Annotated in this window: 18 protein-coding genes; 12 read left to right on the top strand and 6 right to left on the bottom strand. The window is 41.7% G+C overall.

Annotated elements, in window-relative coordinates:
- A partial coding sequence (locus tag Q1V93_RS04025) for an efflux RND transporter periplasmic adaptor subunit (protein WP_300661789.1) occupies nt 1-1,038 on the bottom strand: 1,038 nt, incomplete at its 3' end.
- 166 nt (nt 1,039-1,204) lie between these two features.
- A complete protein-coding gene (locus tag Q1V93_RS04020; RefSeq protein ID WP_300661786.1) occupies nt 1,205-1,621 on the bottom strand; it encodes a hypothetical protein in 417 nt (138 codons plus the stop codon).
- A gap of 804 nt (nt 1,622-2,425) precedes the next feature.
- On the opposite strand from Q1V93_RS04020, the gene Q1V93_RS04015 reads away from it, so the two are divergent.
- The 11 genes from Q1V93_RS04015 (at nt 2,426) to Q1V93_RS03965 (ending at nt 16,333) form a co-directional block, all read left to right on the top strand.
- Entirely contained in the window at nt 2,426-3,049 is a 624-nt protein-coding gene (locus Q1V93_RS04015; RefSeq protein ID WP_300661783.1) for a hypothetical protein, read from the top strand.
- A 273-nt stretch (nt 3,050-3,322) separates the two neighbouring features.
- On the top strand, nt 3,323-3,976 hold the full coding sequence (locus Q1V93_RS04010) for a class I SAM-dependent methyltransferase (RefSeq protein WP_300661780.1): 654 nt from the start codon (nt 3,323-3,325) through the stop codon (nt 3,974-3,976).
- 165 nt (nt 3,977-4,141) lie between these two features.
- Nucleotides 4,142-4,660, top strand: a complete 519-nt coding sequence (locus tag Q1V93_RS04005; RefSeq protein ID WP_300661777.1) for an AraC family transcriptional regulator — start codon at nt 4,142-4,144, stop codon at nt 4,658-4,660.
- A gap of 85 nt (nt 4,661-4,745) precedes the next feature.
- Nucleotides 4,746-5,456, top strand: a complete 711-nt coding sequence (locus Q1V93_RS04000) for a cation transporter (RefSeq protein ID WP_300661774.1) — start codon at nt 4,746-4,748, stop codon at nt 5,454-5,456.
- Nucleotides 5,457-5,566: 110 nt separating this feature from the next.
- Nucleotides 5,567-6,649, top strand: coding sequence for a histidine kinase (locus Q1V93_RS03995; protein ID WP_300661771.1), 1,083 nt, complete (start codon nt 5,567-5,569; stop codon nt 6,647-6,649).
- Nucleotides 6,646-7,398: a LytTR family DNA-binding domain-containing protein gene (locus tag Q1V93_RS03990; RefSeq protein ID WP_300661769.1), complete on the top strand. Its 753-nt coding sequence runs from the start codon at nt 6,646-6,648 to the stop codon at nt 7,396-7,398. The genes Q1V93_RS03995 and Q1V93_RS03990 overlap by 4 nt, the downstream gene beginning before the upstream one ends.
- Nucleotides 7,399-7,683: 285 nt before the next feature.
- Complete coding sequence (locus tag Q1V93_RS03985; protein ID WP_300661766.1) at nt 7,684-8,811, top strand: efflux RND transporter periplasmic adaptor subunit; 1,128 nt, start codon at nt 7,684-7,686, stop codon at nt 8,809-8,811.
- 50 nt (nt 8,812-8,861) lie between these two features.
- Nucleotides 8,862-12,008, top strand: a complete 3,147-nt coding sequence (locus Q1V93_RS03980; RefSeq protein ID WP_300661763.1) for an efflux RND transporter permease subunit — start codon at nt 8,862-8,864, stop codon at nt 12,006-12,008.
- 11 nt (nt 12,009-12,019) lie between these two features.
- A complete protein-coding gene (locus Q1V93_RS03975; protein ID WP_300661760.1) occupies nt 12,020-13,435 on the top strand; it encodes an efflux transporter outer membrane subunit in 1,416 nt (471 codons plus the stop codon).
- Between the two features lie 289 nt (nt 13,436-13,724).
- On the top strand, nt 13,725-15,725 hold the full coding sequence (locus Q1V93_RS03970) for an ATP-binding protein (RefSeq protein WP_300661757.1): 2,001 nt from the start codon (nt 13,725-13,727) through the stop codon (nt 15,723-15,725).
- On the top strand, nt 15,716-16,333 hold the full coding sequence (locus Q1V93_RS03965) for a response regulator transcription factor (protein ID WP_124746055.1): 618 nt from the start codon (nt 15,716-15,718) through the stop codon (nt 16,331-16,333). The genes Q1V93_RS03970 and Q1V93_RS03965 overlap by 10 nt, the downstream gene beginning before the upstream one ends.
- 165 nt (nt 16,334-16,498) lie before the next feature.
- On the opposite strand, the gene Q1V93_RS03960 is transcribed toward Q1V93_RS03965, so the two are convergent.
- The 4 genes from Q1V93_RS03960 to Q1V93_RS03945 all read right to left on the bottom strand — a co-directional run bounded on the left by Q1V93_RS03960 (nt 16,499) and on the right by Q1V93_RS03945 (nt 22,706).
- Nucleotides 16,499-17,242: a LytTR family DNA-binding domain-containing protein gene (locus Q1V93_RS03960; RefSeq protein WP_300661751.1), complete on the bottom strand. Its 744-nt coding sequence runs from the start codon at nt 17,240-17,242 to the stop codon at nt 16,499-16,501.
- Nucleotides 17,235-20,060, bottom strand: coding sequence for a histidine kinase (locus tag Q1V93_RS03955; RefSeq protein WP_300661748.1), 2,826 nt, complete (start codon nt 20,058-20,060; stop codon nt 17,235-17,237). The genes Q1V93_RS03960 and Q1V93_RS03955 overlap by 8 nt, the downstream gene beginning before the upstream one ends.
- A gap of 65 nt (nt 20,061-20,125) precedes the next feature.
- A complete protein-coding gene (locus tag Q1V93_RS03950; protein ID WP_300661745.1) occupies nt 20,126-21,868 on the bottom strand; it encodes a VWA domain-containing protein in 1,743 nt (580 codons plus the stop codon).
- Between the two features lie 7 nt (nt 21,869-21,875).
- Nucleotides 21,876-22,706, bottom strand: coding sequence for an AraC family transcriptional regulator (locus Q1V93_RS03945; RefSeq protein ID WP_300661742.1), 831 nt, complete (start codon nt 22,704-22,706; stop codon nt 21,876-21,878).
- Between the two features lie 85 nt (nt 22,707-22,791).
- Here Q1V93_RS03945 and Q1V93_RS03940 point away from each other — a divergent pair.
- Nucleotides 22,792-23,666: MFS transporter (locus Q1V93_RS03940; RefSeq protein ID WP_300661739.1), on the top strand; the 875-nt coding region annotated here is incomplete at its 3' end.

Here is a 23,666-nt window from a genome sequence, read left to right as displayed (position 1 = left end):
CTCGTAATTGTAAGTGATTTTGTCTCCGTCACGTACTTTTCGGATTCCTTCCAGAAGGATACGCTCACCGGGTTTCACGCCGCTTTTGATGACGTATAAATCGGGCATTTCAGAGCGGATGACAATTTCTCTTGAGTGAACCACATTGTCTTTATCAACGATGTAAACGTATTTTTTCTCAAGTACTTCGTAAGTGGCCTTTTGAGGAATAATGACTGCTTTTTTAAGTGGTACAACCATTTGAATACTTCCTGTTTCACCGTGTCTTAAAAGCCCTTCTTTATTTGGGAAAGTAGCACGGAATGCGATGTTTCCCGTTTCGTTGTTGAAGTCGGCTTCGATGGTTTCAACTACTCCCGGATATTTGTAGTATTCGTTGTTTGCCATTAACAAACGGACGTTTTTCATGTTGTCTTTTTGGTCAACGGTTTTGAAGTTCAGGTATTCCGCTTCAGGAACGTTGAAGTATACCCATAATTTACCGTTGTCAGAAAGTGTTGTCAGCAAATCGCCTTCATCCAGCAAACTTCCCAATCGTACCTGGAAACGGTCCATGATTCCGCTAAAAGGAGCTTTGATCTCTGTAAATCCTAAATGAACTTTTGCCAGGGATAATTCTGCTTTTGCTTTATCGTATTTTGCTTTTTCCAGTGCTAACTGGTTTTTGGAGATGACATTGCTGTCTGCAAGCATTTTGGCATTCAGGTATTCGATTTTAGCGTAGTTTGCTTCCGCTTCTGCTTTTTGCATTTCTGCCTGATACATCATCGGCATGATTTGAAACATCGGCTGACCTTGCTTTACATATTGTCCTTCATCGACAAAGATTTTTTGCAGATATCCTTTTTCCAGGGCGCGGATCTCGATGTGTTGAATGGCGCGGATCTGACAAACATAATCTTTGATGATCGTTGTGTCTTTTTGCAAAGGGCTTGTCACCAATAGCTTGGTTTTAACTTCTTTTTCTTCTTTTTTGGATTGGCAGCTTGTGTGTAATAATGCAGTGCACAGGCCCATGAGAATGAGAACTCTCTTCATAATAGTTTACTTTTTAACAAGTTGTTTTTTTGTGAAAATGTGAGCTAAGTTTCAAATACTTAACTTGTTATTCTTCCCAAGATAGATGAAAGAGACTAGATTTCAAACTAAATCTTCGGCAAGAAAGGGGGATTTTCAGACAACGGGGGCTGTCTGTGTTGGTTTTCTATATTCTGAAAACTTGAAATACGACATGCTTTCTGTTGGAAACAAGAAAAGACATGTTATCACAGAACACGAGATTGTTCTTGAAATCCTCATACAAATAGTCGAGCGACTGGTCGTAGAGAAGACCCAGAAAGTACTGGTTGCTTTCCAGGTGTTTTTGAGATGAAAAGTCTTCCGTTTCTTCTTCAATGTTTTCAATGATCAATTCCGTTTCCTCATCGGGAATCGAAGAGTTTGAATCGATTGATGAACTTGATTTGTGCTGTTTTACAACAAAATGAGAGTGCTCAATGTGATGAAAACGAATAAAAGAGGAGGAATTTGCTTCTGAGTTCGGGTAAGCATTTAGCTGGCTTGATCCAAAAACATGGAGAAAGCACAGTAATTGAAAAAATCCGATAAGCAAACTTTTCATAGCGCAAAACTAATCCAGAGTTTGATGAACGGCAAGTATTTCGGTGTTAAATATTGGTTAATTGTATTTTGCCCGAGTTTAGAAGGGTTTAAATGGTTGTTTTAGATCGGTTTAAAGTTTGAGGAATGATGTACTTAACGCAGGTAACTTATTAAATCCAGCCTTATTTTAACCGCAAAGAGTGAAAGATCGCAAAGGTATGAATGTCAACTCTACCGAAAAGCCATCACTAAGCTCCCGGACAAGTCATAATCTAACTAAAATCACTTCAATTTTGGGACAAGTCAAAAGGAAAAAGCCATCATCCGGAAGGGGACAATGGCTTTTTGACCATAAACCAACGCAAGAATGCGTTTGGTTAAGTTGTACTATGAAAAGAATTCCTTTTAAACGCTACAAATCCTTTCAAGACCGCTAAAATACAACCGAAGAATTTTTCAACGTTACAAAAAAGGCTGAACCCGGTCGAAAATTGTGTGAAGGTGCTGATTTCTTCGGCTAATTTTTTTTGCCGATCGCCCGTTGTTTCTGACCGATGATACTAAACCCCACATCAGCCGGGGGGAAATCGGGCTGAGATCATTATTTTTATCACGACTTGAGCTTTGACCTGAATGAAAAAATCCAGTTTGATCTATTGAATTAAAAATCTTTGATATACAAGGGGAAACGAGCAAATAACTACTTGTTAAAGTTTGTTCCGGGTTTCATACAGATAAAAAACTACAACGATTTTTTTTGTCAGGCAACCTTTAAGTTTTGACATTATATTACACTAAAAACCAATTGATGAAAAACTCTAAAATGAAACCGCTATTGCTGTTAATGTTCTCTTTTTTGTTATTGCAAAGCTGTAAAACGATTATGATGAAAATGTACGGGATTAAGAATCCCGGCGTTGAAAACGAACAAACGATTAAAAAAGGGGCATTAAAATACCATTTGGATACTACCAACATTGTGACCACGGCTGATCAAAAAGTTGCTGCGGATTTTTCTGCTTATGGAATTCCGAATGCTGCGATTTATGACCGCAACAGAAAATATATCGAATACAGACAAACGGATACTTCCTGCAATGCCGGATTGTTTCAGTTTATTCCCGATTTGAATCCTGCAAACAGCTACAATAAACCTGATAGCACAGACTTGAAAGGTGAATGGGCAAAGTTCCGCGATTTGAAAGGAAAAGCCCTGGGAGAAGTGGAAAAGGCTGATTTCTATGTGTTGATCTACTGGGCTGTCTGGACCGGAAAACTGAATAAAGATCACGTGAAAATTTGGGAAGATCTGGCAAAGAATAATAAAAATTGCAAAGTCAAAGTGATCAAAGTGAACCTCGATTTCCAGCAATATTGGGGCGTGAAGGATCGTGAAAAGGTGGTTGTCCGAATGAATGACAAGAAGAAAAAGAAAAAAGCAGCTTAATACAGCTGAAATAATTAAACCGAAAAAAGCCATCATCTGATTAGAGATGATGGCTTTTTCGTTGCTTACCACGCAATAACATTGGATTAAGTTGTAATCCGGAAAGAGTAAAACTCCTTCGAGGGCACAAAAATACGCATGTAAAACTTTCCGCAAACGTAAAAAGGGGTGAAAGCAGCGAAAAACTGTGTGAGTATCTTGATTTTCCCGGTTAAAATTTGGGATAAAACCCTTTTCAGGCTTCGATTCCCAAACCTGCAATCACCGATATGTATGGAAAATGAAGTAATTTTGTGCAAAGAAACGAGAGATATGTGGGATAGGAAAGCGCATTGGGAACAAGTATACACGACAAAGGAATTGAGTGAGGTGAGCTGGTATCAGCCGGTTCCGGAAACTTCCCTGAATTTTCTGAAAGAAGCGAAACTCAGCAAGCATGCCAAAATTGTTGACATTGGAGGAGGAGACAGTTTTCTGGTGGATCATTTGTTGGACGAAGGATTCACGGATTTGACCGTCGTTGATATCTCTGAAAATGCATTGGAGCGCGCAAAGAAACGATTGGGAGAAAAAGCCGAAGCTGTGAAATGGATTGCAGCAGATGCTTCTGTCCTGGAACTGGACGAACCTGTTGATTTCTGGCATGACCGCGCCGCATTTCATTTCCTGACGCAAAAAAAGGACATTGAAAATTACCTTCAGGGATTAAATCATTCAATCAGAAAAGGAGGAACAGTTGTGATCGGAACTTTTTCTGAAAACGGCCCCACCAAATGCAGCGGCATTGAAATCAGGCAATACACGGAGGAATCAATGAGTGAATTGTTTGATGCATCCTTTGAAAAGATTAAATGTTTGGAAACAACACACCAAACGCCTTTTAATACTGTCCAGGAATTTGTTTTTTGCAGTTTCCGGAAAAACTAAGTTCTTTGCGTCCTTTGCCGCTTCGCGCTAAAAACTTAAAGTAGCAGGAGTGCAAAGCCAGGAATATGGCTTTGTACGCAAATCATTCCATATCTTTATACCAGTTATAAAAGCAGATTCGCATTGAAGTTCTATATCAGAAATATGGTTTGCAGCCGTTGCAAAATGGTTGTTCGAAATGAATTCGAAAAAGTTGGTATTTCACCGGTTTCCGTAGAATTGGGAGAAGTGGAAATCCAGGAAGAGCCTACCGAAGAAGCTTTGGAGAAACTAAACGACTCGCTTTTAAAACTCGGATTTGAAATTATTGATGACCGGAAAAGCAAACTCATAGAGCAAATCAAAAACACGGTTGTCACACTGATTCATCACAGCGAAGAAGCACCGAAAATCAATATTTCGGATTTTATCGCTCAGAAGTTGAATTACGATTACACCTATTTGAGTAATCTCTTTTCAGAAGTGGAAGGAACCACGATCGAAAAATACGTCATTTCCCAGCGAATCGAAAAAGCAAAGGAACTTCTGATGTATGACGAACTCTCACTTTCGCAAATCGCAGATCAGTTAGGATATAGCAGTGTGGCTTATCTCTCGAATCAATTCAAGAAACAAACCGGGCTTTCACCATCGTTTTACAAGTCTTTGAAGGAAAACCGCAGACGAAACATCGAAGAGCTGTAAATCTTACAAGATCTCCCCAATATTCTACAACGCGAACCGCTGTTGGCCGCTCTACCTTTGTGACATAAACGAAAAACAACTCATTATGACACATACGTATCACGTAACGGGAATGACCTGCGGAAGCTGTGAAGCAAAAGTGAAATCTGCATTATTGATGGTCGAAAATGTAAGCAACGTGGAAGTTTCTAAAGAAAACAAGACGGCAACAATCACGATGGAGAAGCACATTCCATTGTCTGAGTTTCAAAAAAATCTGAGTGAAAGATACCAGATTTCAGCAGTGAATCACAGTGAAATGATGGAGCAGACGCGTTCCTGGTTCGCAACCTACAAGCCGATCCTGTTAATCTCAGGTTACATTTTATTGGTAACGGTTTTGGTGCAGACGACAAACCCGGTTTTCAACTGGATGCAGTGGATGCAGCATTTTATGGCAGCTTTCTTCCTGATTTTCTCCTTTTTCAAATTCCTGAATCTGAAAGCTTTTTCAGAAAGCTATGCCATGTATGATGTTGTGGCGAAACAGGTTCCTGCGTGGGGCTATCTGTATGCATTCGTTGAGCTGGGGCTGGGAATTTCATACCTGATGAATTTTAATCCTTTTGTGACGAACCTGGTGACTTTGGTGGTGATGAGCGTCAGTATTATCGGGGTTTTACAATCCGTTTTGAATAAAAAACGCATTCAATGTGCTTGTTTGGGAGCTGTCTTCAACTTGCCGATGAGCACCGTAACCATTATCGAAGATGGGTTGATGATCGGAATGAGTGTCGGAATGCTGGTTTTGATGTAAAGAAGGGAAAGCTTCGGAATTCCATTTGGTATGTTCAGAAGCCGAAAATGACATTTGAGGTGCAAATTGCGGTCTGATTCGTTAAAATCAGCGTAATTTGTATCTCAAGTATGACAGAGAGCAGAAAAGGTGGTTTTTTGAGTAACAACCGGAAACGAATTTTGTTTACGGTTTCGGCATTTTTGCTGATGTACCTGGTGTATTATATCCTGGATCCGTTCTCAGAATACTGGAGCGTCTTTTTTAACCGGAAATTTCCGGAGATACTGGAAGACCTGTTTGTGACCTTTTTGGTTTGTTTGGTTATTTCAGAATCAAGTATCCGGGTAGACAATCTGCTGAACAAGTTTTTTTCCTGGAAAGAAAGCCCGGTATTCCGTCTTGCAATTGAGACTGCGTTGAATTTGCTGGCCGTATTGCTCATTAACTGGCTGGTGAATTATTGGTTTTGTTCCATCAATTCGGAAACCAAAAACTACATTCCGTCGCTGGAAGAACGCCGGGGATTTATGCAGTGGGTAACGGTCAGCGTTATTATTTCACTGATGATCATGGGATTCAATATCGGGAATCATTTGATTTCGAACTGGAAAAACGAAACAATCCGAATGGCAGAACTGAATCAGCTTGCTGTAGAAGCCGAATTGCAATCACTGAAACTGCAGATCGACCCGCATTTTGTGTTCAACAACCTGAGTGTACTTTCCGAACTGATTCTCGAAGACCAGCAATTGGGATACAATTATGCCGAAAACTTCTCACGGATTTACCGCTACATGCTCGTGAATTCCAAAAAGGACCTGATTTCACTGGAAGATGAATTGATGTTCCTGGATTCGTACATGTTCCTGATTCAGAATCGCCTGGGTTCGGGAGTGCTTTTTGAAATTGCCGTGAACCCGGAGTACAGACATTTATACATGCCGCCACTTACTTTGCAGATGTTGGTTGAAAATGCATTGAAACACAATCAAACCAGTAAAAAGAAACCATTGATCGTTCGGATTTACACCAATGATCAATTCGAACTGATCGTGGAAAATGTATTGATGCCCATCGAAAAAACACACGATTCTTCCGAAATCGGGATGAAAAATATCATCAGACGCTACAACCTGTTGTCGGAGAAAGAACCGCAAATTGTAAGGGAACCGGGTTTGTTTAAAGTAATTATTCCATTATTAAAACGATGATTCAGAATGTATTGATTATTGAAGATGAAAAACCGAATGCAGATCGTTTGAAACGCCTCATTCACACTGCTTTTCCACAGTTGAATATCCTGGCGGTTTTGGAATGTGTGGGGGAATGCATCGAATGGTTCCGGGAAAACGAACATCCGGATGTGGTGATGATGGATGTGCGCCTGTCTGACGGATTGAGCTTTGAAATCTTTGAAAAGGTGGAAATCAAATCTCCGGTCATTTTCACGACGGCTTACGACGAATACGCAGTCAGAGCTTTCAAATACAACAGCATTGATTATTTACTGAAACCCGTTGATCCGAAAGAATTGCAGGCAGCTTTTGAAAAACTGATGTCGCAAAATACACAGGGAACACCTTCGTTGGAAGGGTTGCTGAATTTTCTTCAGCCGAAAACATTTCGCACGCGGTTTTTACTTCCCTACAAAGACGGATACAAAACCCTCCTGGTAAGCGATGTAGCGTATTTCTATTCCGAATTTAAGATTACGCGGGTCAAGCTTTACACTGGTTCGGAAGAAGTGGTACCTCACACGCTGGAAGAACTGGAACAACAGTTGGATTCCAAATTGTTTTTCAGGGCAAACCGGCAGTTTATCATTCACATTGATGCCATACAGCAAGTTCACAATCATTTCAACGGGAAACTGAAGATCGACATCAAAAACAACCCGGAAACGGAGATCATCGTCAGCAGAGAAAAAGCAGGACTCTTAAAGAATTGGTTGGATTTTTAAAGGATCTTGCTCTAAAAACAAATTGCCGCTACTTCAACGTAAATAGTTTATGTTCTTCTGCCCATACTTTTGCCGCATCATTAAAAACCGGTAGCCAAAAGAACGTTTTAAACCAAAAGCCAAAAATTTACTTGGGGTTAACATAGGATTTCAATTACGATATTCTTGAAAACCCAGATGCGTGAAGGGACGTCATTTCAGGAGTGAAAAAGTACGTTTCAGTCACTTTTACTTTTAAGGCATAGACATTATTCGTTCTTTTGTATCACGATAAATAAATTTACAATGTTAGAGAGATTTGTTACACCAAGACACCTTTTAAGTTTACTATTGCTTACAGCGACTCTCATTATTTTACAATCATGTGGAGAGGAAACACAGGGAATACCGCCGAGCGCTCCTGTGCAAGTGGATTTTGAAATCCTAAAACCGGTTTCAGCCCAGGTTGAATCAAAATATCCGGGATCAATCGAAGGAAAAGTAAACGTAGACATCAAAGCTCAAATCACGGGATATTTGGACAATATTTATGTGAAAGAGGGAGATTACGTTCAAAAAGGACAAACCCTTTTTAAAATCAAAGGGGATGTTTACAACGCGCAGGTGAGAACCAGCGAAGCGATGTTAAACGCAGCGTTGTCTGCAGAAGAAAATGCACGGATTGAGTTGGAAAAAATCAAACCTTTAGTTGCAGGGAAAGTCGTTTCAGAAGTTCAGCTGAAAACTGCCGAAGCGAATTACGCTGCTGCCAAAGCACAGGTTGCCCAGGCTCGTTCTGCTTTAGGTTCTTCCCAGATCAATGCGGATTTTGCCTTGATCAAAGCTCCTGTGAGCGGTTACATCGGTAGAATTCCGAACCGCGTAGGAAATTTGGTTACGCCTGCAGACATGGTTCCGTTGACAACCCTTTCGGAGATCGACGAAGTGTTTGTTTACTTTTCACTGAGCGAAGCAGACTTTATTTCGTTCACCAAAGATCGTAAAACGGATGCGGGAATGAATACGGTGGAATTGATTATGGCAGACGGTACGTTCTATGAACAGAAAGGAAAACTGGAAATTGCCAGCGGAAACATCGATCGTTCTACGGGAAGTATTTCCCTGAAAGCGGTTTTTTCAAACCCGGACAAAATTCTGCGTTCAGGAGGTTCCGGAAAAATTGTCCTGAAAAAAGAAATGAAAAACGTATTGACGCTTCCGATGGCCTGCGTGAAAGACATCCAGGACAAATACTTTGTATATGTATTGGGAAGCAACAATTCCGTGCAGATGAAACCGATTGAGATCAAAGGAACTTCCGGAAATAATTACATCGTTGAAAGCGGATTGAAAGCGGGTGAAAAGGTTGCACTTAACCGCATCGATGTGCTTTTTGACGGAATGCCGGTTGTTCCTCAAATCCGCAAATCATAAGAAATAAGCTTGCGTCAGAGTACGGATTGTTTTCAAAGAATTAAAGCATTATGATAAAAAGAATCATAGATAGGCCGGTATTGGCCACAGTAATATCCATTCTACTATTCATCCTTGGTATTATCGGATTGTTGCGCCTTCCGATTACACGTTTTCCGGACATTGCGCCGCCTACAGTTCAGGTGAGCGGAAGTTATCCCGGAGGAAACAGTGAATCGGTTTTGCGCTCGGTTGTCACCCCGCTCGAAGAACAGATCAACGGGGTGGAGAACATGGAATACATTACCTCCACAGCCAGTAACGACGGAACATTTACGGTCCGGATCGTTTTTAAACAGGGAGTAAACCCGGATCAGGCAGCGGTAAACGTACAAAACAGGGTACAGCAAGCTACACCGATCTTGCCGCAGGAAGTGGTCAACATGGGTTTGACAACCTCCAAGCAGCAGAACAGTATGATCATGATCTTCAACGTATATGCGGAAGACAATGAGAAATACGACGAATTGTTCCTGCAAAACTACGTGAATATAAACCTGATTCCGCAGATTAAGCGGGTTTCGGGAGTAGGGCAGGCGATGGTGTTCGGTTCGAAAGATTATTCCATGCGTATCTGGTTGAATCCGCAGAAAATGGCGGTATATAACCTGGTTCCGGGAGATGTTACATCAGCAGTTGCCAGACAAAGTCTGGAATCTGCGCCCGGAAAACTGGGAGCAGAATCAGATGCTGCTTTGGAATATGTGATTCGCTACAAAGGGAAAAAGAATTTGCCGGAGCAATACGAAAACATCATCGTGAAGCGCGACGGAACTCAATTGGTGCGTTTGAAAGACGTGGCGCGAATTGAATTCGGGTCGATCAGCTACAGCGGAAATACGAAAGCAAACAGTCACAATGCCGTTACGGTGGCAATTATGCAGACTTCCGGGTCGAATGCCAATGCGATTGAAATCGGGGTGAAAAAAGAAGTGGAAAAAGCTGCGAAAGCCTTTCCTCCCGGAATTAAGTACAATTCCCTGATGAGTACGAAAGACCGTTTGGATGAAAGTACAAAACAGGTGAAATCAACCCTGATTGAAGCCTTTATCCTGGTTTTCATCGTGGTATTCCTGTTTTTGCAGGATTTCCGTTCAACGATCATTCCGGCAATTGCGGTTCCGGTTGCCATCGTTGCGACCTTCTTCTTCCTGCTCATTTTTGGGTTTACCATCAACTTATTGACGTTGTTCGCTTTGGTGCTCGCCATCGGTATTGTGGTCGATGATGCGATTGTAGTGGTGGAAGCCGTGCACAGTAAAATGGAAGGTTCAGACATGTCAGGACGGGAAGCAACACACAGCGCTATGGGGGAAATCACCGGAGCAGTCATCTCGATTACACTGGTCATGGCTGCGGTATTTATTCCAATCGGTTTCATGACCGGTTCATCCGGATTGTTTTACAAGCAGTTTGCCTATACCTTAGCCATTGCGATTATCATTTCAGCAGTAAATGCCTTGACTTTGACGCCGGCATTGTGTGCTTTGTTGTTAAAGAATAAGCATGCGGAAGGCGCTGCAGGACATAAAAAACAAACCCTGAGCAAGAAGTTCTTTGTGGCGTTCAATTCCGGTTTCAACTCAATGACCGGAAGATACATCAAAGGAGTGAGCTTTTTGGCGAAGAAAAAATGGCTTGCGGTCGGAATCATTGCGGTAATCATCGGAGCTGCCATGTATTTGATGACAAGTACTCCGAAAAGTTTTGTGCCGATGGAAGATGATAATTTCATTGTCTACAGTTTGGGAATGCCTCCGGGAACAGCGTTGGCGCGGACAACGGAAACTTCCGAGAGAATTGACAGCATGTTGAAGGGAATCGAAGCAATCGAAACCAATACCAGTATTACCGGCTTCAATATCCTGGGAGGAAATGCCAGTGCGGCTTACACAACCGGGTTTATTAAGTTGAAAGAGCAAAAGAATCGCGGAAAAATCAAAGACATAGAAGTCATTCATGGAATGATTTCCGAAAAACTGAACAGCGTCAAAGAAGGAACCGCGATGGCATTCCGTTTCCCGCCGGTTGACGGTTACGGGATGAGTAACGGAGCAGAAATTGTCCTTCAGGACCGTATGGGAAGAGATCCGGCGGTTTTGAAAGCAAAGGCCGACAGCCTCATTGCAAAAATTATGCAGCGTCCCGGAGTTCAGTACGCTTTCACAATGTTCCGGACAGATTATCCGCAGCTGGAACTGGAAGTGGATGAAGACAAAGCCAGCCAGATGGGAGTGGACGTGAGCGCGATGCTGGGAACGATCCAAACGTATTTTGCGGGAGATCAGTCATTGAATTTCACCCGGTTCGGGAAGTTCTACAGAGTCAGTGTGAAGGCAGATGGCGTTTTCAGAACGGATCAGGAGGCATTTAACGGAGTGTTTGTCAGAAATGACCAAGGACAGATGATTCCGGTGAAATCGTTGGTAACTCTTCACAAGGTTTACGGACCGGAATCGGTAACACGTTACAACTTGTACAATTCATTGACGATTAACGTGATGGCGAATCCGGGAACAAGTAACGGTGCGATCATGGACGACCTGGAGAAAAATGTCTTGAACAAACTTCCCGGAGATTATAGTTATGAATGGACGGGGTTGAGTTTGGAAGAGAAATCTTCCGGAAATCAAACCATGCTGATTTTGATGCTGAGTTTATTGTTTGTGTACTTCCTGTTGGCGGCACAGTACGAAAGTTACTTATTGCCGCTGGCGGTTCTGCTTTCCATTCCAACCGGAATGATCGGTGCATTTTTGGGAACAAAAGCCATCGGAATGGACAACAATATTTACGTTCAGGTCGGTTTGGTGATGTTGATCGGTTTGCTGGCCAAAAATGCCATTCTGATCGTGGAATTTGCCTTACAGAGAAGAAAAGCCGGCTCAACCATTATGGAATCCGCACTGGAAGGTTCCAAAGCGCGACTTCGACCGATTATCATGACTTCCCTGGCTTTCATTGTGGGGATGATCCCGCTGATGTTTGCGCAAGGAGGTTCTGCGGCCGGAAACCGATCTATCAGTACCGGAGCAGCCATGGGAATGTTGAGCGGAGTTGTTTTGGGAGTATTTGTGATTCCGTTATTGTATGCTTTGTTCCAGTATTTGCAGGAAAAAGTATCCGGAAAGAAGTATAACGAAAGATTACAAGGATAATAGAGAAGAAAATGAATCGAACGATTAAATTTTGGATATTACTTGCTGGTTTGATTTCTGCCTGTAATGTGGGAGACCGGTATGTTCGGAATGAAAAAGAACTGAACATGCCTGAAAGTTACCGCACGGAGCCGCATGAATTGACAGCTGATACAGTCATGCTTGACTGGAAATCCTTTTTCAAAGACCCGGTACTTTTAGGATTGATTGAAAAAGCGCTGAATAAAAACAACGAGATCAGTATTGCGCTGATGAACATGCAGCAATTGGAGCTTTCGTACAAACAATCCAAACTGGGCTTATTACCGGAATTGGATTTAAGCATCGGAGGAAACCGAACCTGGTTGTCGAAAAACTCATTGAATGGATCCTTGAGTAAGGAATTCCTGGGAACTTCTTACCTGGATGATTACAACGCGACCGTTAAATTATCCTGGGAAGTAGACATTTGGGGAAAAGCCAAAAAACAAAAAGAAGGCGCTTTGGCAAGCTACATGGGACAAAAAGAGAACTTGACGGCTTTAAAAACGCGTATTGTGGTACAAGTTGCCCAGGCATATTACAACCTGATCTCTTTGGATGAACAGCTGAAAATTGCACAGAAAAACGTCGAGTTGAGTGACAGTACATTGGTAATGATTCACATGCAGTATGCGTCGTCGTTGGTGAATTCACTGGCGGTAGAACAAATGGAAGCTCAGAAAAAAACAGCAGAATTATTGATTCCATTGGCAAATCAGAACATTGAAATCCAGGAAAATGCCTTGAGTATTTTGTGTGGCGAATACCCTGGCAGGGTAGAACGCAGCGGAAACCTGGAATCTGCCATGCCTGAAACGGTTTTCGCGCAAGGAGTTCCTGCCAATTTATTGAGCAGAAGACCGGATGTGAAAGCCGCTGAATATGCCATTGTTGCTGCGAATTCGAAGGCCGGATTGGCAAAAGCCGCGATGCTTCCGTCGATCAGTATTACACCTTCCATCGGATCCAATTCCTACCGCTTCAATTCGTGGTTCGATTTACCCGGGTCATTGATCAAAAATGTGGGAGCAAACCTTACGCAGCCGATTTTCCGCAGAAAGGAATTGAAGACGAATCATGAAGTTGCCTTGCTTGAACGGGATAAAAAGGCTGTGGAATACCGCCAGTCGGTGATGATTGCAGTCAGTGAAGTGTCGGATGCATTGGTTCGGATGAAATATACGGACCAACGTTTGGAGTTGTTGGAGCAGAAAGCAGCATCGTTATCGAAATCCGTGATCGATGTCCTTCTTTTATACAAAAGCGGAATGGCGACTTACCTGGAAGTAATTACAGCTCAGAATAACGCTTTGCAGAATGAATTGGAGATCATCAGTGTACGAAAAGAAAAACTGAATGCAATTACGGATTTGTATCGCTCGGTTGGCGGAGGAACAGATTTGTAAGTTGTTTTCCGGAACAGAAATCTCTCAATAGAAGAATCTAATTAAAAAACCTCCATAAACTTGACGTTTGTGGAGGTTTTCACTTTACGCTATAAACAGTAGTTTAGGGTATATTTTGATATTTTTTCGTTAAGAATAAAAACCATGTACAATTTTAAAAATACAAAACCACTTAAGGCAAATGTCTGTCTTTTATCCATCCCGGACTGCAAGGGATAACCCCTGTTTTTTGAAATAAAGAACACCGGATTCATTCCAAACAGGTATTTTTAACCAAAGATTTCCCTTGATGAAAAATCACTTGACGCGTATTTGGTTTTCAGGACTACTATTTACATGCTTATTTCTGGCGTGCGGGAAGCCATCAGGTGAACTTGTTTACAAGAAAAGCAACGGAAAATCACCGGATTCTGTTTGCGATTGGCTTTCGGATAGGGATCATTTTCACGACAGTACTTTTTACCCTTCTTTCCTGGAGCATTATTCGAAACAAATCAAAACCGGAAATCTGAAACATGCAGCCATCGTATTGGGTGAAATGGCGGAACAGGAAATGTATTATTCCTTTTTCAGTGATGCCATTCTGGATTCTGTCCGCTCTTTCAAGAAACAGTATATGTCAAAGCTCCCATGGGATCAAACGCTTTTTGTGGAATCCTACCTGGGAAATTACCTGATCAATCAAAGCGAATACCGAAAGGCGATTAACAGTTTCAGGAAGCTGGTTGTTCACAAACCGTTCGATTACAATACCTGCACGGAAGTTGCTCACGGATATGCAGACATGGCTTTTTGCTACTTTGCCATCGGAGAACACGAAAAAGCATTGCAGAATAACGTAAAAGCCCTGAGCTGGTTTGAAAAAACAAAAAGTCAAACAGGAAAAGGAGGCGTATACGATAACATCGCGTTGGTTCATTTGTACACCAAAAACTATAAGGAATCTGAAATTTACTTCGACAAAGCAATGGCTGCTTACCAGGAAGTAGGAGACCAGGGAAATATCCTGACTTCCCTGCATAACAAGATTTTGTTGTACGATGAAATAGGGAGTCCGAAGAAATTTGCATTAATTGATTCGACCTATCATCTTTTCCGAAGAAGTAACATGCAGGACGAATCCCTCGAATTGGGGCTTTCCAGCTTTTATGTCGATGTACTGCTTCACGAAGACCGTTTGGCGGAAGCGAAAGCGATTTTAGGAGAAATGAAACTATTCGTCGACAAACTGCAATCGGTAAGCGCACTGGCAGATTATACGATTGCATTGGCTGCTTACCAGGTAAAGACAGGCGAAGGAATCCGTGCTCCGGAAGTGATTGAGCAAGCATTACGCGAAGTAGAAGAACAGGATGATTACCAGAATCAAATTGCCTTTTTGAAAGTATTGAAGGAAAATGCCTTGTTGAAAAAAGACTATCAAAAGGCATATATCTATTCCGAGAAAGAAAAAAAAGCCGAAAACAAGATTACAAATCAGCGAATGATTGCCAAGACGCTGGAACTGAATAAGCTTTACGAAACCGAACGAAAAGAGCAGCAGATCAACAATCAGAAACAAACCATTGCTGATGGAAAAGCAACCATTGCTCTGCTGATCTCACTCTTGATGGCGGTATTGTTGATTGTGATCAGTGTGTTGTCGAACCAAAGGCAGAAAAAGAACCGGTTGGAAAATAAGCGGAACCAGCAATATACGAAGAAGCTATTGGAGAAAACTGAAGAAGAGCGCAAGCGTATTGCCAGTGATCTGCACGATAGTGTGAGTCATGAATTGCTGAATCTGAAACACACCATGGCAGATAATCCGAAGCTGACCGGGGATAAGATTGATAGGATCATCAATGATATTCGCAGTATTAGCCGTAATTTACATCCGGTGATGTTTGAAAAGGTCGGACTTTCGGCAAGCGTGGAGCAATTGGTAGAACGTGCACAGGCAATTAATCAGTTGATGGTTACTTCAGATATTGATTATCATTCTTCTCTGTCCGTTTCGGATGAATTGCAGGTTTACCGGATTGTTCAGGAAGCACTTTCCAATACCATCAAGTATGCGGAAGCCGTTGCGGCGAAGATCATTATTTTTGAAGAACCTCAACGAACATTCATTCAGATCAAAGATAACGGGAAAGGTTTTCCGGTTGAAGAAACACTTCAACGAAAAGATGCTTTTGGTTTGCACAACATTATTGAGCGAAGCAAAGCAATTGGCGGCACGGCCAGAATTCATTCCGACACAAACGGAACAGTTGTTACAGTTGAATTAAAAAGAAACACATGGATATAATTATTGCAGACGATCATCCTTTGACACTTCAGGGAACACAAGCCTTTGTTGAATCCTATGGCCATCATGTGGTCGGAACCTGTGCCAACGGAATCTCGGCTTTGAATATGATTCAATTGCGTTTACCTCACGTGGCTATCCTGGATATTAACATGCCGGCGATGGATGGTTTGGATGTGACCAAAAAGGTAAAAGAGCTGAAGTTGAGAACCAAAGTGATTCTTTTGACGATGCACAAAGAGCTCATGATTTATAATAAAGCCCGTGAATTCGGAGCGTATGGTTATATTTTGAAAGAGCATGCGCAGGACGAATTGAAAAAATGCCTTGAAGAAGTTGAAAAAGGAAATCAATATGTGAGTGATTCCCTGTTGAAAGACCTGATCAGCGTTCGGGAAACGGGAACCAGCGAATTGGACAAATTGACGTTTTCAGAGCGGAAAATTGTGGAGCTGATTGCGCAGCAAAAAACCAGTAAGCAGATTGCGGAATTGCTGTTCTTGTCGGAAAAAACGATTGAAGGACACCGGACGAACATCATTGAAAAACTGGGATTACCCAAAGAGAAGAATACTTTGCTCAAGTGGGCCATGAAAAACGGAATGTAAATAAAGAATCGTTTTTTGCTTTGAATAGAAGATTTTGATTCAGAATAATTGCATTTGTTCAAATGTACGAGCTGCGTCTCATCGGAGTGAGTTACTTTTTGTTTTATCATCCGGAATCGCGAACAGTGGCGCAACTGGTACAGATGACCTAGCACAAATTGCAGCTCATTTTGTCTCAAAAAAAGTCAGAAGTTCCGTCTTTCTTCTAACCGAAACCGGAATTTCTTTCCCCGAATTTAAAACCAGGGAACCGCCGTTTCCACGCAGGTAAGTTGTTACGTGCTGCAGATTTACCAGGTAGCGATCGTGCACCCGGATAATGGAATGTGTAATGAGTTTTTTCTCAAAACTACCGATTTGCTTGCTCACAACAATCTGTTCCCGGTTTGTAAGAAAAAATGTCGTGTAATTTCCACTGCTTTCACAGTAAAGAATGTTTGCGGGTTCTACAAAAGTTAATCCTTTTTGACTGGTAAGCGTAATTTTTTTGTCATTCGGATTGGGTGTCTGTTTAAGAGTTTCCAGCAGTGCGACTTCCTTTTTCTGGTTGATCCATTCAATCGCGCGGGTCACGGTTTGTACGAATTTTTCAGCGACAACCGGTTTGGTAATATATCCAAGAGCCTGATGTTCAAATGCATTTAGCGCAAATTCGCCGTAAGCAGTAACAAAAATAACTTCCGTCTGGTGTTTTTTCCTGATTTGATGAAGTAATTCGAAACCGTTCATTTCGGGCATGGTAATGTCCAGGAAAAGCAGATCCGGTTTGATTTGTGAAATGAGCTCAAGCGCTTCCGGGGCATTCGATGTTGCATGCGGTTTGATATTATTGGGAAAAAAATTCTCCAATAATCCCTGAAGTAAAATGCAGTTAATTTCCTGGTCGTCAATAATAAGTGCGTTAATCATAGTGTTTAGTAATTGTGAGTTTTAGAATGACTGATGTTCCTCCGGTAGCGTGCTCGGTGAACTCTGTTTCAATTTCATAAAGTTTGGCTCTTTTTTCCGTGATTGAAATTCCTTTACCTGTGTGCTGTCCAGCCGGTTTCGGATGTTGAGCTTTTCTTCCCGGACCATTGTCGCGAACAGTGCAAATGAGGTAGTTTCCTCTTTTTTCAAAAGAAATGGTGATCAGCCCTTTTTGATCTCTCAAAACAGATACACCGTGTTTTACAGAATTTTCAACATACGGTTGTAGCAGCATGGCCGGAATCAATGTTTGATTGATATCAAGCTGCGGATCAATAATAAACTCAAAATCAAACTTGTAATTCATACTCATTTGCTCGATCTCGAGGTATGCCCGGAGGTAACTTATTTCGGAAGAAAGCGGGTAATCATGTTCATAGGAAGCTTCCAGGGTATTCCGGAAAAGTTGTGCAAAACGATCAATGTAGAGATCCGCTTCTACCATGCGTTGCCGGTAAATCAACCCCTTAATGGAATTCAGACAGTTAAACACGAAATGTGGATTTATCTGAGCTTTCAAAGCAATCAGTTCAAGCTCTCTGAGTTTGCTTTGCTGCAATATTTTGTCGTTGATCTTCTGGTAGCGGCGCTTCAAAAAGTAACGCACGGAAAGATAAACCGTGATAAGCAGCGAAATCAGCAATCCCAATAGAAATTCTTTCCGGGAGTAGAAAGGATAATCAATAGAAACAGTGATTATACGGGAATCCGAAGGAAGATTGTAATTGCTCAGCACCTGTATCATGATTTGGTATTCTCCGGAACCCAATTGATCCAGTGAAATATTTCCATTGGACGTATAAGTCCAGCTTTCTCTATTTACACGATAACGATAGCGGACAGGTAAACGTTGATAATTCTGTGTTGATAATTCGATTTGAAGATTGTATTTCCCGGGTTTCAGATAGGTTTTCGGCTGAATTTTCTGCGCCAGTTTATTAATAGACAGACGGGTGAGCTGCAGTTGAAATTTCCGGACAGGAGTATGTTTCCGGGTATCAAATTGAAATAAACTGTTGTATCCCAAACCATACATAAGCTTGTTGTAAAACAGGAACTTGCGGATTCCTTCGTCTTTGAAAATGCCGAGTGTTACAAGATTACGGAGAGTTAGTTTTCCCTGCTTAAATTCATAGATCAGTTTTTCGGCTCCGTCTACATATCCGATGTACAGTTGTTTATTATCAGATTCTTCTACGCATTCTATGTGATCTCGGGAGGTTCCGTTTTCAGCACTTAAGATTTTTCTGGACTTTCCATTGTAAATAGCGCTCAATCCGTCACCGGCAGTTGCTACCCAGAGTACGTTTTTCCGGTAACACAGATCGGTGATTCGGATAGATTTGAATCTTCCTGTTTCGCTCCAATCGATGAGTTTTCCGGTTGCTGTAACCTCTTTCAATCCCTGGATTGTTCCAATGAAAATAGATCCGTTCGGTCCGGCGCTGATGGATGTTGTTCTGCCTGGGTAAATACTTCTGATTTTTCGGCTTTTTGTATTAAAAATGCATGCAGTTTTAAATGTGCCGATATATCGGATAGAATCATTTAAAATGTAAACATCTTTCACTGCTCCCATCGTTGAGATTTTACCAAATAGCTTACTGGTATTGGGAGAAGGAGAAATCGACCCGTATACCACATCCGAATCACCGATTCTCTCTGCAAAAGTGGTCGACTTGTAAACATTGTTTGAAATATTCCGTTTGGCTCCGCCCGGTAAATTCAGTAAATTACCGACAGCATCGCTGATGAATACCTGGTGGTTGTTTAAATAAAAAAAGGCAGGGGCGTGTTCCATGAAATGTTTGCCCGAAAAAGTTTCCTTGCTTTGAATGTGAATTCCGTTGTCTCCGGTAATCAGTACACGGACTGTTCCCGATTTGTTTTCAAGAGCGTGAGCAAGAATGGCCTTGCTATCCATAGGGCTTGTTTTTTTCGTTTTGAAATCAAAAAAAGACAAGTCGCTTCCTTGTTGGTTGATAACTACTCCGGATTTGAAAATTCCGAAACGATGAACAGCATGAATATCTTTTACAGGAAAAGATTCTCCTGTTTGGATGTTTTTGCAAAGCAGTAAAGGTCCGTTTACAACACCCTGGAAGCAAATCCAGTCCCGGTCGAAAACCAAACGGGCATACTGGAAAAGTAACTGACTCCGGATTGTTTTATTCCTCTGATCGATGATGAATTTCCTGCCGGAACAAAGTAAAACAAGTTTGTTGTCGGCCGTTTCAGATAAATGAAGTTTGTGTAAATGTGCAATGTTGTTTGTATAATATGAAGTAGTCCATTTATCGTTTTGAATGATCCGGATAACTCCTTGTTCAGTTACTAAAGCCACCTTATCATTCTTTAATACAAATATGCGGTATGTCTGATCTTTTTTTACTGTATCCGGATGAATGATCGTGTTTACATTTTGAAAGCGGGGAGTATTCCGTTTCAGAAAGGCAGCTTCACGTTGAAATGGCTGAGCCCAGATTGTTCCTTTTGTATCTTCCGTAACATAGATAATATCGTTATCCGGCAAGCCGTCCTGTACTGTAAAATGTGTGAAATCAGTTCCGTTGAAACGCGATAAACCCTGGCTTTGACAAACCCATAAAAAACCGTTTTGATCAAAGATTCCGTAATATGCCAGGTTCGATAACATACCGGTTCGTTTGGTATACTGAACGGAATAATCAAAGTTTTGTGTATAAGCGGTTGATACGAATAAACTGACTAAAAAGAATTTCAAGTGAGACAGTCGCATTTCAGTTTTGGTGTTTGTAGGAGTGTTAACGCACTAATTTAACGAAGAAAATCTGAAAATGTTAGTTACTCTGTTGCAATTTTTAATAATGCTTCTTTCAAATCCAGCTGGTTGATGTCATAAAAGATCACCCCAAGGTCGGTATATTGTTTTTCGAATAGTTTGCTGTTCTTTTTACCGAGTTTCTTTCCCAGGTAAACAAAGCAAATACCAATTTTATTGATTCTCAGTTCTTTGATGGTCGACCGGACTTGTTCCGTTAAAGGAAATTCACCGTCTGTCAAGATCAGGACGGTGTTGATTCCATTCAAGAGTTTATTGCTCTCCAGGATGTTTTTGACCGTTTTGAAACCTTCCTGGATATTGGTTTGTCCGAGAGCATGAATACGTTTGATCTTTTCCGTAATCTGTTCTTTCTGGTCGCAGGGAACAGCCTGAAGAACCGTTTCCGATTTTCCGGAGAAAGTAACAATCGAAATTTGATCAACGCTGCGTTGAATTCCTACTAAATACGAAGCATTTTCTTTTAGATGAGCCAGTTTTTCCGATTCGTTCATGGAAGAAGAAGCGTCCAGAAGATAGACCAAATGATGGGGCAGAGCGCGATGGATCAAAGCTTCATCCGGACTGAGTATTTCCGGGGTTTCTGTTATAACCTTCGGAAGTGTTTTCGGAGTAAGTTCAAATTTGTAGAGCAGGCGGGGTTTCATCAACAGCACATTTTGATTGGTATCAATTTCTGATTTTGAAAGACAGCATTCGGAAGTTCGGGTAAACGTCAACCCGTCTGCAATAGCAATATAATCGTTGTAATCTTCTACGATCGAGTTGTAGCTTCGGAGAAAATCGTTGTATGCTTTCTGGCTTGCCTTCAAGAAAGGTTTTTCCGGTTGGTGTTTGGATGAAGCGAACCAATAAATGGTGCTTTGCATGGAAGTGTAAAATGTTCTGTAACGCGTGTGAAGCCAGAATCCGCTGCTTAAGTTTCCATAACCGCGCGTTTTGAACAGGTAAAGCGAATCCTTCTTCAAACCTGCTGCGTTCAGAGCACGAAGTCTGGAATCGTATTCGGTATTTTTGGATTGATCGTCTGCATACAGCAACCTTTCCCAATCTGCCAGAAGATTCATGCTCAGAGTGAGTTCCTGCAACCCGTTTTGCAAAGCAAGATGCGTCTTCAAAGGCGGAAGCTTCTTTTGAACGTATTGCTGCAAAACACTGTCGAGTTTCATGGAATTTTCATGACAGACTTTGAACCATTGCTGGTGTTTTTCCAGGATAAATTCTGCTTTCCCGAACAAGGGATCGGAAAGAAACAACTGGTCGGAAACATAAGTGTTCAAATCCGTATGCGTGGCAAATAAACTGTCTGCAGCGGTGAGGTAATCCCATAAAAAAGGACTTACTTCCGGATTGATCCGTTGTTTTGAGAGCAAAGACCGGACTTGTTCTTTGGAACGCAGCCAGGGAATGTATTCCGTTTGATAGGATGGAACCTGTTTTTGAGCGTTCGGAGTAATCTCCTGAAAATGAAATGCATCTTCAATGCCAGAGTAATAGCTAAAACCGTTGCGCTGAGTCTTGCTGCAATAAAAATAACTTTTCTGGATTTTTTCGGTACTTGCGTTTAAAGCTCTCTGGAGTTGAACGGCATCGAAATACCATTGCTGGTTACAGAAACTGAAAGCATTCATCATTTCCACGATCTGGTTCAACTCCCGCATTTCCTGGTTGCGTTTTTGAGCAAACGAGAAACCGGGGAAAAGGAATAGTCCGCTTAAAGTGAATAGTTTTAGAAGGTGTTTCATGGAACAATCAGTTTTGAAAGGATTTCGGACTCATGTTCCGTTTCTTTTTGAAATAATTGGAAAGATGACTTTCGTCTGAGAAATCGAACTCGTATGCGATTTGTTTCATGGAAAGCTGTTTGTTCGAAATGCGTTTTTCAATCAGTTTGAGCCGCAGGTTGTGAATGTAATCCCGGTAACTCATGTTGAAATGTGTTTTGAAATAAGCGCTGAAATAGGAGGGAGCAATGTTGAAATGCCCGGCAATGACTTTGATACGCATATCGCCGGGTGAATAAATGTTCTGATGAATGTAGGAAGCAATCAATTCCGGGTTGCAGGCCATCACCACATGATCGAGCTGTTTGGCACGAAGCGCTTCTTTGATCAATCCGAAAATGGAAAGAATCTGATAGTAAACAATCGGGGAACTTGCCACATCGAGCCGGCAATTATAAGCCGAAATGTTTTGAACCGTATTGCGGAGAATCGTTCTGCAGGGTTCATCGAGTTCCAGCGGCATTTCCTTCAGAATATTGTAACGCATCATATCTTCCGGATGATGAATAATCAGGTCGTCGGAACTTAAATTCTTCTTCGAACTGAAATAATTATCGGTGAATTTGATGAATACGAAGCGTGTGGATTCAATGATGTCAAAACAATGCTGATCGTCCGGAGAAATGACAAACAGATCGTCTGCCTTATACGGAATCAGGTTGTTGTTCAGATGATGAACTCCCGTTCCGGAAAGAATGTAGATCAATTCGTAGTAAGTATGGCTGTGCTTCGGAAGGTGAAAGGTTTGTTCCTCAAATTCATGAATGACCAGCGTCTCAAATTGATTTAATTTCTTCATGTCGGATAATTGCAACTTTAACATTTAAAATTACAAGTTTATTCGCGAGTTGACAAGTAATTTTGTAACCGATTAAGAAGAAAATATGAAAAAGTCACTGATAGCGCTCTCGTTCGGGGGACTCACAATAGGAATTACTGAATTTGTGATGATGGGATTGCTTCCCGATATTGCTTCGGATTTATCCGTTTCAATTCCAACAGCCGGGTATTTGATTTCGGCCTATGCATTGGGAGTTGTTATCGGAGCTCCGACCCTGGTATTGATGACCCGGAATTATCCGCCAAAGAACATTTTGTTGCTTTTAGCCGCGATGCTGACAGTGTTTAATGCCTTGTCAATCATCGCACCGAATTACGAATTGTTGTTTGTTTCCAGGCTCTTATCCGGCTTACCTCATGGAGCATTTTTCGGAGTAGGAGCAGTGGTAGCGAGCAGGCTGGCAACGAAAGGAAAAGAAGCACAGGCCATTTCCATCATGTTTGCAGGACTGACGTTGGCAAATCTCATCGGTGTGCCGATCGGAACCTATATCGGGCAGCATTTTTCGTGGAGGTATTCGTTCGCGCTGGTTGCGATGATCGGGTTGATTACGTTTGTGGCGCTGATCTTTTGGATGCCGGTTCTGGAATCAGGTAAAAAGGAAAGTATTAAAAGTCAGTTGAGTTTCTTCCAAAATGCGACTGCCTGGTATATCATTCTGATTACGGCAATTGGTTTCGGAGGTTTGTTCTGCTGGATCAGCTACATTGCACCTTTATTGACAGATATTTCAGGGTTCGCATCAGAAAGTGTTTCTACGATTCTCATTTTGGCAGGATTCGGAATGGTAGTAGGAAACTTCCTGGGGGCGAAACTGGCAGATAAGTATTCACCGACAAAGATCATTTTGGTGCTTCTATTGTTCATGGCTTTGGATTTGAGCCTGGTTTTATTCGGATCATCCAACCAGATTGTTTC

The organism is Fluviicola sp., assembly GCF_030151805.1.
GTDB lineage: Bacteria > Bacteroidota > Bacteroidia > Flavobacteriales_D > Crocinitomicaceae > Fluviicola.
Note: the sequence above shows the minus strand (reverse complement) of the source record. Positions and strands in the feature narration are given on the sequence as shown.

Excerpts from the sequence above, each read along its gene's own strand:
- Q1V93_RS03985 (WP_300661766.1), top strand. The coding sequence starts at position 7,684 with ATGTTAGAGAGATTTGTTACACCAAGACACCTTTTAAGTTTACTATTG.
- Q1V93_RS04000 (WP_300661774.1), top strand. The coding sequence starts at position 4,746 with ATGACACATACGTATCACGTAACGGGAATGACCTGCGGAAGCTGTGAA.
- Q1V93_RS03960 (WP_300661751.1), bottom strand. The coding sequence starts at position 17,242 with ATGATTAACGCACTTATTATTGACGACCAGGAAATTAACTGCATTTTA.
- Q1V93_RS03990 (WP_300661769.1), top strand. The coding sequence starts at position 6,646 with ATGATTCAGAATGTATTGATTATTGAAGATGAAAAACCGAATGCAGAT.
- Q1V93_RS03970 (WP_300661757.1), top strand. The coding sequence starts at position 13,725 with ATGAAAAATCACTTGACGCGTATTTGGTTTTCAGGACTACTATTTACA.
- Q1V93_RS03980 (WP_300661763.1), top strand. The coding sequence starts at position 8,862 with ATGATAAAAAGAATCATAGATAGGCCGGTATTGGCCACAGTAATATCC.
- Q1V93_RS03975 (WP_300661760.1), top strand. The coding sequence starts at position 12,020 with ATGAATCGAACGATTAAATTTTGGATATTACTTGCTGGTTTGATTTCT.
- Q1V93_RS03950 (WP_300661745.1), bottom strand. The coding sequence starts at position 21,868 with ATGAAACACCTTCTAAAACTATTCACTTTAAGCGGACTATTCCTTTTC.
- Q1V93_RS04015 (WP_300661783.1), top strand. The coding sequence starts at position 2,426 with ATGAAACCGCTATTGCTGTTAATGTTCTCTTTTTTGTTATTGCAAAGC.
- Q1V93_RS03945 (WP_300661742.1), bottom strand. The coding sequence starts at position 22,706 with ATGAAGAAATTAAATCAATTTGAGACGCTGGTCATTCATGAATTTGAG.
- Q1V93_RS03965 (WP_124746055.1), top strand. The coding sequence starts at position 15,716 with ATGGATATAATTATTGCAGACGATCATCCTTTGACACTTCAGGGAACA.
- Q1V93_RS04010 (WP_300661780.1), top strand. The coding sequence starts at position 3,323 with ATGGAAAATGAAGTAATTTTGTGCAAAGAAACGAGAGATATGTGGGAT.
- Q1V93_RS03955 (WP_300661748.1), bottom strand. The coding sequence starts at position 20,060 with ATGCGACTGTCTCACTTGAAATTCTTTTTAGTCAGTTTATTCGTATCA.
- Q1V93_RS04005 (WP_300661777.1), top strand. The coding sequence starts at position 4,142 with ATGGTTGTTCGAAATGAATTCGAAAAAGTTGGTATTTCACCGGTTTCC.
- Q1V93_RS04020 (WP_300661786.1), bottom strand. The coding sequence starts at position 1,621 with ATGAAAAGTTTGCTTATCGGATTTTTTCAATTACTGTGCTTTCTCCAT.
- Q1V93_RS03995 (WP_300661771.1), top strand. The coding sequence starts at position 5,567 with ATGACAGAGAGCAGAAAAGGTGGTTTTTTGAGTAACAACCGGAAACGA.